This window comes from Halohasta sp. A2 (assembly GCF_056175805.1).
This window is the reverse complement of record NZ_JAQFWV010000096.1, coordinates 1-9,639: the sequence shown is the minus strand read 5'-3', so window position 1 is coordinate 9,639 and position 9,639 is coordinate 1. Positions and strand designations below refer to the sequence as shown.

Below are 9,639 nucleotides of genomic sequence, written 5' to 3'. Positions count from 1 at the left end.
GAGAATCAAGAGCATTTCAAACAGTTTGTCACTGACACATTCTTAGATCTCTCTCAACGTCTTGGATTTGCGAATGGTTGGATCAAAAAGTTCCTCACCGATATTCAAAAGTTACGCTGACCACTCCTCCGCTACTCGGGTTCGACCTGGCTGGCAACGTGTCGACCGATCGAGGATCCTTCCGATGGTCAGACGATCGTCGACGCGAGCCGAAAGCCCACAAATCCGAGCAGGCACGAGCCGACGAGTGCCGAGAGCCAGGCAACGGCCGTAACCGTGATCTTTCGCACCGAGACTCCCTCGCTGCCGACGACGAGGCCGCTGCCGATGACGCTCGAGATGATGATGTTGTTGAGCGAGATGGGAAACCCGAGCAGAATCCCGGTCTGGGTGATGACGAAGGCTGGAACAAGTGCAGCGATCGATCGGCGCGTCCCGAGGCTGGAGTACTCGTTGGCGACCGCCTGGATAATGTTTGGCGCGCCGGTCCACCCCCCGATCAGTAGCCCAGCGGCCCCGACTAGCGTAACGTTGCGGGTGGTCAACAGCGCCGATTCGCCAGCGAGCGTGCCCAGCGGCCCGATGGCGAGGCCGACCTGACTGCCGCCGCTGGAGAAGGTGACCAGCCCACCAAGCGCGATTAGAAACCGTCGGACGGCGACGTCGACCGAGCGGCTCGTCTGCCAGCGCAAGACGAGAAAGACGACGAGGCCACAGCAGAGGCTCGTAGCGACCATCGCGAGATCGTAGCCACCGACGACCGTTGGGGTGGGGCTCAGCCAGCGCGAGCCGAGCCGCGCGATCGTCGGTCGACTCCCCGCGGCCGTGGGCAGGACCTCTAGGGTGACGTTGGCGACGACGACGCCGACGAGCCCGCCCAGCACGGGAATCCCGAGCCTGTCGGGAACGTCATCGCGCCGGAGGGTCGAAGCCGTCAGGTAGGCGATCGACGCGCCGGTCGGCGGGACGAGCACCCAAAACAGGGCCAACTCGCGGTAGGTCCCGAATGCTGGGTCACCACCGAGTGCGAGGCCGACGCCGACGACCGCCCCGGTCGTGGCGAAGGCCGCGGGGATTGGGTAGCTGGTGGCGACGCCAACGGCGATGAACCCCGCGGCGATCAGCAGGCCGACGGCGACCGCCAGCGGCGTCAGCGACGCGCCGCTGACGAGATCGTTGCCGACAGTATCCGAGACGCTGCCGCCCTGTAGGATCGCCCCCGCGGCCGCGAGTATACCGACCAGCAGCGCCGCCCGCAGCACCGTGAGTGCATCGGCACCGACCGCCGGGGCCAACGGCGGTGACGTACTACTGGCTCCCAGTGCCCACGCCAGCGAGACGCTTGCAAGAAAGGCGACTGCAAGGACAGCGACTGTCGACATTCATCCGGGAGTTCATCGTTCGCTATTGAATAACGTACCGTTCTCGATTATCTGTGCCGCAGTGGGTGTTGGTCGACAGCTGTGCATTGTTTGCGAAGGATTGTTTTGCCTTTCGTTGCCACTTCTATTGTGTAGAGAGAAAGCTGGCCTCAGCACTCATAGGGATCATCATCGACAGGTGCCACCCCGTCTCAGCACGGTGCGTTCGTCATCGGCCGGTCGACCCAACGCCCAACACCCCAAAGACGGTTTCCATCGGGTCGACGGCCCTTTTTAAGTAGCCTGTGCCTACTACCGCCATGCCCACCGTCGAGGAGACCTTTATCGAGAACCGCCACCGCGTCCAGCCCAATCACACGAATAACTACGAGACTGCCCACGGGGGAATCGTCATGAAATGGATGGACGAGGTCGGCGCGATGGCCGCCATGCGATTCGCGGGCGAGACCTGTGTCACCGCCAGCATCGACCAGATGGATTTCCGGCGGCCGATCCCGCAGGGCGACACCGCGTTCATCCAAGCCTATGTCTTCGACCACGGGGAGACGAGCATTAAAGTGCGTCTTCGGGCCTTCCGCGAACAGCCCCGCTCCGGTGATCGGACGCTCACCACCGAGAGCGTTTTCGTGTTCGTCGCGCTGGGCGATGACGGCAAGCCAACGACCGTACCGGAACTTACGGTCGACTCCGAGCGCGATGTCGACCTCCAGACGGCCGCCCGCGAGTGGGTCGACGATGAGTGATAGGGTAACACACAGAATATAGTGCCCAATTCCGAGATGAAGGCCCAGAAAGTCCCCCTAACTGGGGGATCCACCGGCTCTGGGTGGGGCTGAAAAGGGCTGCCGTCTCGTCGGAGGCTTTCTCGGTCTTCGAAGAAACCACCGCAACTCACTCCACGAGACGACGCCCATTGTCATCGAACTAAACCCCTCACCGAATCACCAGTACCCCAAAAACAACAACTGGTAAACCGATCGATTCCCTATCGCCGCCAGCGACGCAGACCGACAGTCGACGCCTGCAATCGTCTCGACTTCCTTGACGCCACGCTGCAACCATGCTATCATGAACCGACCTCTCGCTTTCATCCTCGTGCTGCTGTTGCTTATTGGCGGTGTTGGTACGGTCGCCACGGCCGCACCCACCGCGACACCATCGGCCGACTCGACTCTCGCCTCGCAATCCTCGGCAGTCGACGTACTCCAGACAACCGAGACGGCGACACAAGCAGGGACCGACGACGAGTCGCTCGGCTGTGTCGACGGGGTCTGTCACGACGACGAACTCGGCTTCGACGAGCCGACGAACCTCACCGACTCGGAACTCGACGCGCTGGTCGACCGGTCGATGGCTCGGGTCGAAGTGCTCCGCGGCGAGGCGTTCGACGAGGACGTGTCGGTCGAGGTCCTGAGCCGCGACGAGGCTCGCGAGGACAACGCGCTGAACACCGACGGCGACGACGAGTTCAATCGGTGGAACGACCAGGTCTGGGAGGCGCTGTTCATCGTCGGCGACGACCGCGACTCGTCGGAGGCGATCGATGCTACCCTCGGCGGGGCCGTCAACGGCTACTACTCGCCGAGCCAGGATCGAATCGTCATCGTGACCGAAGACCCCGACTCACCGACGGTCAACGAGCGGACGCTCGTCCACGAACTGAGCCACGCCCTGCAGGACCAGTCCCACGATCTCACCGAACTCAGCGATCACGGTGGCACCCAGGACTCCGAACTGGCGATCGACGGCGTCGTCGAGGGCGAGGCCGGCTATCTCGAAGATCAGTACCTCGAACGGTGCGAAACCGACGAGTGGGCGTGTTTCGACGAACCGTCGACCGCTCGCAACCCAAACAGCGATGGGCCTGCTGGTAACGATGGCATCCTGTTTTTATTGCTCCAACCGTACTCTGATGGTCCGGCATACGTTCACAACGTGGTCGAAACCGAAGGCTGGGCCGGCGTCGAAGAACGCATCGAAGAGCCACCCGAAACAACGAGCGAAATCATCCACCAGGAGGCCGTCGAGCCGGAACCGCTCGATGTCGACGACGAGGCAACAGACGGGTGGGAGCGTTCGACCGACCAGGGCGACGACGGCGCGGAGGTAACCGGCGAGGCCTCGATCTATATCATGCTCTGGTATCAGGCAACCGAGTACGACGCCGAGACGATCAACGCCGACCGGTTCGGCGACGCCACCGGCGAGTACGACCAGTACGACTACCGCTCGGAGCCCTCTGAGGGGTGGGCCACCGACAAGCTCTACCCGTATCAAAAGGGCGACGAGGACGGCTACGTGTGGACGATCGAGTGGGACCGACCCGCCGACGCCGCCGAGTTCCAGCGGGCCTACGGTGCGATTCTCGATGCACAGAACGCGACCGAAACCGATTCCGACACCTATCGGATCGACGACGGCGAGTTCAGCGGAGCCTACGCCGTCGAAGTCGACGAGACGCGGGTCACGATCGTTCATGCACCGACCGAAGACGGCCTGTTCGAACTCCGACCGGAACTGCAGCCGACATCGACCGACGAACAGCCGACCGATCTTCGAGACGATATCCCGGGCTTCGGTCCGGTAGCCGCAGTGGCCGCGCTGGTCGCACTCGTAGTTGGGCTCGCAGCCAGCGGTCGACGCGTTCGGTGACAGCGTCCATCCCGCCTCCTTTTTGAGACGGCCACCCGAACCATCGGCTATGACTGAGTACTCGTTCGACATCGTCTCGCCAGCCGATATCCGGTCGGGCCGGGCGACCGACGCCTACTTCGATCGCACGGAGTCGACGCTCCGGGCGGCCAACCGAAACCCGGCCGTCGTCGCTGAGGTGACCGCCGACCAGTTCCCCGACGGCGAGTTCGAACTGCTTGCTGGTATCAAAGATGCCGCCGCACTCCTGGCCGACCGCTCGCTCGACGTCCATGCGGTTCCGCCGGGTCGACTGTTCGACGGTGGGCCGGTTATGCGGATCGAGGGTCCGTATCTCGAGTTCGCCCGGCTCGAAACCTCGCTGTTGGGACTGCTTTCGCACGCATCCGGGATCGCGACCGCCGCGCTCGAAGCCAGACGCGCCGCACCCGACAACTCAGTGCTTTCGTTCGGCGCTCGGCACGTCCATCCATCGATCGCGGCGGTCGTCGAACGCAGCGCGCTACTGGCCGGACTCGACGGCTTTTCGCACGTTGCTGCTGGCGAGGTGATCGGTCGCGAGGCGACCGGAACAATGCCCCATGCGCTCATGCTCTGTTTCGGTGCCGGTAATCAGGAGGCCGCCTGGCGGGCGTTCGACGAGACGGTCGACGAGTCGGTTCCACGGATCGCGCTCTGTGATACGTTCAGCGACGAGAAAGACGAGGTGCTGCGCGCGGCTGCGGCCCTCGGCGACCGACTCGATGGCGTCCGCATCGACACGACCGGTTCGCGCCGTGGTGATTTCCGCCACATCATCCGCGAGCTACGGTGGGAACTCGACGCCCGTGGCCACGACGAGGTCGACATTTTCGTCAGCGGCGGGCTCGGTCCCACTGAGCTTCGAGAACTCCGCGATGTCGCCGACGGTTTCGGCGTTGGGGGGTACATTTCGAACGCCGACCCCATCGATTTCGCGCTCGATATCGTTGCGGTCGACGGCGAACCCATCTCCAAGCGAGGAAAGCTCTCTGGGATAAAATCCGTCTACAGAACTGCCGACGGCAGCCACCACATCGGCCTACGCGGAGCCGATTCACCACTCGACAGCGAACCGCTCCTCGAACCGCTCATCCGAGACGGAACGATCGTCGATAGCTTCGACTACTCGCTCGATTCGGCTATCGAACGCGCCAAACGTGACGCGTCTCTCGTAGAGTTTTAAAGGGATTCGACACTGCCGCCGTCGTCTCGCTCGCGGTAGACCTGGCCTTCGAACAGTGTGATCATGGTGTCGTCGTCCTGCCACGCCAGCGGCGAGACGCCAGCCTTCCGACAGACGAGCGAGAGGTACTTTTCTTTGCTCCAGTTCTGCTCGACCGGGAGCGTCGGGTACAGCCAAGCGTGTTTGTTTCCGATGTCGATCGCCACGCCGTGGGTGCCGAGTTCTAGGTCCTCTAGGGGATCGTTCGTGAGTAGGGTGTTACTAACGATGCATACCGAAATCGAGAGATCTGAGAGTTCCTTCGAGCCGATCTCCGAGCCGGCTGAGTCGGCCGACGCCGCCTGAATCGCCGCGTCGACGATCGCGTGACCGAGCTGATCCGAGCCGTGATACGCGCCCGCACAGCCTCGAAGCCGACCGCGACCACGGGTCGACTGGATCCGAACGAATGCGCCGGTTCTCGCATAAAAAGCGTCCCGCATACTGCCGGGGTGTTCCCGTTGGCCATGAAGAACATACGATTCTACCGCTTCTCGTGCGAGTTCGACCGCACGCGCACCGTCATCATAACTCAGCTGAACGGTCTGTGCCTCGGACATAACAGTATTAATGAACGGCACTGACTTGAATTCTTCCCATTTGTTCAGCACAGTGGGAGGCGACGGCTTCCGGTGACCGAACGGCTTATTTGAGCCGTAGCCGTAGCTTACTTCGGTAGAGAGAGCCCGATCCCCGTGGTATGGATGTCAGCGCATCCCCCATGAGGAAAGTCCCCCCACCGTTCGGACAGGTGACCGGGCACAAGCCCGGAGTCGGAGACGGCTGGCGCTGAAACAGAAACGAGACCACCTGCCCCGACCAATGAGGTGCGCTCGGCCGCCGATGGCGGTCGACGGCGTTTGCGGCACTGCTGCAAGCGCGCGAACCGACCCGTAAGGGAAGGGAGCTAACCCACCGAGGGCTGCGATGACCGAGTCATTGCTAACGGGCAGGAACGGATGGAACGGTGAATCCTCACCGGTGCAAGTCCGCGTCAGACGGTCGACTCGTCGACACTGGGTCGACGGGCGGCCGTCGAGGTAGTCCGAACACGACGACGGACGCTTAGCCGAATGTCGGGTCGAAACAGAAGGGGGCTTACTCCTCTCAACCGCTTTTCGCTCTGAGCGGTCGGCCCGCCAAACGAACGTGCTTTTAGGTCCTCGCGCTGTATCATCGGGAAATGATTTTCGAGACGCTTCCCACCGCCCCGCGTGCGGCGGAACTCGTCGACAAGGCCTTTTCACGGGCTGCCCGCGCTGGACGGGCCAAGCCCGGCCTCGAGGCCCAACAGTCGATGCTCACGATCGCGGTCAACATCACCTCGGACAACTTGGAGAACGTCGTCACCGCGTGGCCGGATTTCGACTACATCGACCCCTTCTACTACGAACTCGCCGACGCCATCGTCGACGTGGACGAACTCCGCCAGTCACTTTCGGAGGTGATGTGGGCGAGTCGACAGATCGAAGAACTCGGCCGCGAGTACCAGCCAAAACTCCGAAAAACCGACCCCGAACTCGCACGCAAACACCGCAAGCAGGCGTTTGCGCGTATTGCGGACATCATGGACGAGATCGCCGACGATCTGCTGGCGGTCGGCGAGGCCCGTGATGCACTCAAGAACCTCCCCGACATCCGGCCCGACGAACCCGCGATCGTCATTGCGGGCTACCCCAACGTCGGCAAGTCGTCGTTCGTCAACTACGTCACCCGCGCCTCCAACGAGATCGCCGAATACCCCTTTACGACCAAAGCGGTCCAGATCGGCCACGTCGAGCGAGACCACATTCGGTATCAGCTGATCGACACGCCGGGGTTGCTCGACCGACCCGAAGCCGACCGCAACGATATCGAGCGCCAGGCCGTCGGCGCGATCGAGCATCTGGCAGACACGGTGCTGTTCTTCGTCGACGCCTCGGGTGACTGTGGCTACCCGCTCGATGTCCAGTTGGAGCTTCGGGACTCGGTCGAACGGCGGTTCGGCGAGCGTGACGTTCCCGTGTTGACGATCTGCAACAAGAGCGATCGGTCGACCGACGTCGAGGCGGATGCCTATATGAGCGTCACCAACGAGCAGGGTATCGACGGGGTGCTCGGTCTCGCTATCGAAGCGGTCGGTTTCGAACCCGAACTCCCGTCACGCGGGGAGTGACTCCCGCCGCCAGTGTCGTCGATTTCACGCTCGCGTGAGCGTCGATTCGTTGGTCAGTCGTCGGCAGACGGTAGTCAGTCGACGGTCGACCAGCGAATAGTCATGATGAACGTCGCTGTCGGGTTCTGTGGAGTCTCTCGCTTTGGTGTCTGTGTGGCTGATTCAACAGCCAACGTGTGCTTACTTCCGCCCCCGTCGGTGGGAGGGCCGTCTGTAGATATCCAGTGCAATGAGACAACCGTGCCATCAATCAATAAATAACGAGATTCTCACAGCCAAAATCAGGTGTACTCCGTCTGAGTTATGGTTCTGATTCGCGTGACATCCCCGAAACCGTGAGGATTCAGTGGTTTCATTCGTTGACTGTCGTCTCGACGGTGACCTCAAATCACGGGCTAACAAAACGTGTTCGTCGACAAGGCCACCTGCGGAGGTTTCACATGTCAACGTTAGATACCCAACTCTCCGGCCGGACTCGTGAGGAACAATCGACCCCTACGCCCGTGCCAAGGGGTGACTACTAATGACCGATGCCGTGCTACTGGCAGATTTCGGTGGTTCGGTCGCACAGGTGACCGTTCCATCGTGGCTTCAGGACGTGGTTGCGTCGACGCTCGCGTTCATCCCCCGGCTGATCGGCGCGATTATTATTCTGGTGGTTGGTTGGATCGTCGGCCGAGCGGTCGCCAAGGTCGTCGGTCGACTGGCTGATACGGTAGAACTCGACAAAGCGGTACTCAGTACCCCGATCGGCGAGATGCTGGGCGGAACCGAACGGTCCGTCTCGAACGCGTTCGGGACGCTCGCGGCGTGGTTCGTCTACGCGATTGCCGTGCTGGCGGCGGCCAACGCGCTGGCCATCCAGACACTCTCGCAGTGGGTCGCGACCGCCGTCTCGTATCTGCCGGCGTTCATCGCGGGACTGCTGGTGATCGTCTTCGGGTTCGTCGTCGCTGACTTCCTCGGCGACGCCATCAAACAGACGCAGGCCGCAACCCACAGCGCCTATGCTAACGTGTTCGCAACCGGAACCAAACTGTTCCTCTACTTCATGGCCATCGCCATCGGGCTCGATACGATGGGCATCGATGTCCAGATTCTCTACGTGTTTGCTCGCGCGCTGGCGTGGGGAATCGCCGCGGCGATCGCCATCGGTGGCGGCCTCGCCGTCGGACTCGGTGGGCGCGACTACGTCGACGAGAACATCGATCGCTGGATGGGATCTGCCCGTGAAGCCGCCCCGATCGAGAGCCAACAGCAGTCGGGGCTCTCCGACTCGTCGCGCACCGATGACGACGACTAAGCCGAACCCACAGCCGCCACAACTGTCGGCCGAAACAGCCGTTTCGCCTTACGGCTGTAGTCGACCCAACACCGGAATCACGTCAACTTTTTGACTGTCGAGATCCTCCCAGTAGAGTCCCGCTGGCCGACGCCCGGTCGACTCGGTCTCGATTTCGCGTGTCGGCGTTACGATCAGGTCGAGCGGAACGTCGTGGCGGTCGGGCTCGATCGCATCTTCTTCGACGACCTGGCAGTCGTGGACCGTCGTGGCAACCGTCGTCGACTCGTCGACGCGGTCGAAGCCCCGAAGCACGGCGAATTCGAGGTCGCTGTACCCTTCTCCCTTGCCGACCCGATTGCCGGACTCGTCGACCGCAACGCTCCCAGCGATTATCAGGTCGATGTGTGGCATCGACTCCGGGTCGACGGGAACCCCGTGTTTCGAACAGCCTGAAACGGTCGTCGCAGCATCGATGTCGTCGATTTCGACCGGATCGAGCCGTAAAAACGGTTTCGCCTCGCGGAGTCGCGGGACGGCCATATACACCGTCTTGCCGTCGCGGAGGGCCTGTCGACGGACGGGGAGCTGCGGCGCGTCCGGATTGCATTTGAGCGTCTCTGCCTGCGTCCACGCCTCAGTTTGGGCCAGCCGTGTGGCTGCCTCACGGTAGTTCTCGAAGTTCGGAATGCGGCCGTGGGGTGGAAACGGAAACCGGGCGAACCCCTCGGCTTCGAGCCGGTCCCAGATTCGCTCGCGGAGCTCGTCTTTGGCCATACTGCTATCCTATGTAGCATATTTACTCGGCTCTGCACGTTTAAGTAGGCCCCAACTATACACCGTATTGACAGCAAATGCTGCCGATCACGGACTTCCTATCGTGTACTGATCCGCTGGACGACTTCGACTCGCTGTCATATCACCA

General features: G+C 62.1%; 9 protein-coding genes and 1 other RNA gene. 6 read left to right on the top strand and 4 right to left on the bottom strand.

The window, feature by feature from the left end; genetic code table 11:
• Nucleotides 1-188: 188 nt before the first annotated feature.
• The gene (locus O2S87_RS16970; RefSeq protein WP_475409942.1) at nucleotides 189-1,382 is read right to left on the bottom strand and encodes an inorganic phosphate transporter; all 1,194 of its coding nucleotides are present in this window, start codon (nucleotides 1,380-1,382) and stop codon (nucleotides 189-191) included.
• Nucleotides 1,383-1,681: 299 nt separating this feature from the next.
• Here O2S87_RS16970 and O2S87_RS16965 point away from each other — a divergent pair, with 299 nt between their 5' ends.
• The gene (locus O2S87_RS16965) at nucleotides 1,682-2,125 is read left to right on the top strand and encodes an acyl-CoA thioesterase (protein ID WP_475409941.1); all 444 of its coding nucleotides are present in this window, start codon (nucleotides 1,682-1,684) and stop codon (nucleotides 2,123-2,125) included.
• A gap of 198 nt (nucleotides 2,126-2,323) precedes the next feature.
• Here the strand turns inward: O2S87_RS16965 and O2S87_RS16960 are convergent, their stop codons facing one another.
• Nucleotides 2,324-2,452, bottom strand: a complete 129-nt coding sequence (locus O2S87_RS16960; RefSeq protein ID WP_475409940.1) for a hypothetical protein — start codon at nucleotides 2,450-2,452, stop codon at nucleotides 2,324-2,326.
• On the opposite strand from O2S87_RS16960, the gene O2S87_RS16955 reads away from it, so the two are divergent.
• Nucleotides 2,451-4,034, top strand: a complete 1,584-nt coding sequence (locus O2S87_RS16955; protein WP_475409939.1) for an Hvo_1808 family surface protein — start codon at nucleotides 2,451-2,453, stop codon at nucleotides 4,032-4,034. The genes O2S87_RS16960 and O2S87_RS16955 overlap by 2 nt on opposite strands.
• 49 nt (nucleotides 4,035-4,083) lie before the next feature.
• Nucleotides 4,084-5,238, top strand: a complete 1,155-nt coding sequence (locus O2S87_RS16950) for a nicotinate phosphoribosyltransferase (RefSeq protein ID WP_475409938.1) — start codon at nucleotides 4,084-4,086, stop codon at nucleotides 5,236-5,238.
• Here O2S87_RS16950 and O2S87_RS16945 read toward each other — a convergent pair.
• Nucleotides 5,235-5,837: a TIGR00296 family protein gene (locus O2S87_RS16945; protein ID WP_475409937.1), complete on the bottom strand. Its 603-nt coding sequence runs from the start codon at nucleotides 5,835-5,837 to the stop codon at nucleotides 5,235-5,237. The genes O2S87_RS16950 and O2S87_RS16945 overlap by 4 nt on opposite strands.
• Before the next feature lie 114 nt (nucleotides 5,838-5,951).
• On the opposite strand from O2S87_RS16945, the gene rnpB reads away from it, so the two are divergent.
• From rnpB to O2S87_RS16930, 3 genes are all read left to right on the top strand, one after another.
• An RNA gene (gene rnpB, locus O2S87_RS16940) (RNase P RNA component) lies at nucleotides 5,952-6,390 on the top strand.
• A 70-nt stretch (nucleotides 6,391-6,460) separates the two neighbouring features.
• Entirely contained in the window at nucleotides 6,461-7,432 is a 972-nt protein-coding gene (locus O2S87_RS16935; RefSeq protein WP_475409936.1) for an NOG1 family protein, read from the top strand.
• A gap of 523 nt (nucleotides 7,433-7,955) precedes the next feature.
• Entirely contained in the window at nucleotides 7,956-8,735 is a 780-nt protein-coding gene (locus O2S87_RS16930) for a mechanosensitive ion channel family protein (protein ID WP_475409935.1), read from the top strand.
• Between the two features lie 48 nt (nucleotides 8,736-8,783).
• Here the strand turns inward: O2S87_RS16930 and O2S87_RS16925 are convergent, their stop codons facing one another.
• Entirely contained in the window at nucleotides 8,784-9,491 is a 708-nt protein-coding gene (locus tag O2S87_RS16925; RefSeq protein ID WP_475409934.1) for a 5-formyltetrahydrofolate cyclo-ligase, read from the bottom strand.
• Between the last annotated feature and the right edge of the window lie 148 nt (nucleotides 9,492-9,639).

Excerpts from the sequence above, each read along its gene's own strand:
- O2S87_RS16925 (WP_475409934.1), bottom strand. The coding sequence starts at position 9,491 with ATGGCCAAAGACGAGCTCCGCGAGCGAATCTGGGACCGGCTCGAAGCC.
- O2S87_RS16965 (WP_475409941.1), top strand. The coding sequence starts at position 1,682 with ATGCCCACCGTCGAGGAGACCTTTATCGAGAACCGCCACCGCGTCCAG.
- O2S87_RS16960 (WP_475409940.1), bottom strand. The coding sequence starts at position 2,452 with ATGATAGCATGGTTGCAGCGTGGCGTCAAGGAAGTCGAGACGATTGCA.
- O2S87_RS16930 (WP_475409935.1), top strand. The coding sequence starts at position 7,956 with ATGACCGATGCCGTGCTACTGGCAGATTTCGGTGGTTCGGTCGCACAG.
- O2S87_RS16935 (WP_475409936.1), top strand. The coding sequence starts at position 6,461 with ATGATTTTCGAGACGCTTCCCACCGCCCCGCGTGCGGCGGAACTCGTC.
- O2S87_RS16955 (WP_475409939.1), top strand. The coding sequence starts at position 2,451 with ATGAACCGACCTCTCGCTTTCATCCTCGTGCTGCTGTTGCTTATTGGC.
- O2S87_RS16950 (WP_475409938.1), top strand. The coding sequence starts at position 4,084 with ATGACTGAGTACTCGTTCGACATCGTCTCGCCAGCCGATATCCGGTCG.
- O2S87_RS16945 (WP_475409937.1), bottom strand. The coding sequence starts at position 5,837 with ATGTCCGAGGCACAGACCGTTCAGCTGAGTTATGATGACGGTGCGCGT.
- O2S87_RS16970 (WP_475409942.1), bottom strand. The coding sequence starts at position 1,382 with ATGTCGACAGTCGCTGTCCTTGCAGTCGCCTTTCTTGCAAGCGTCTCG.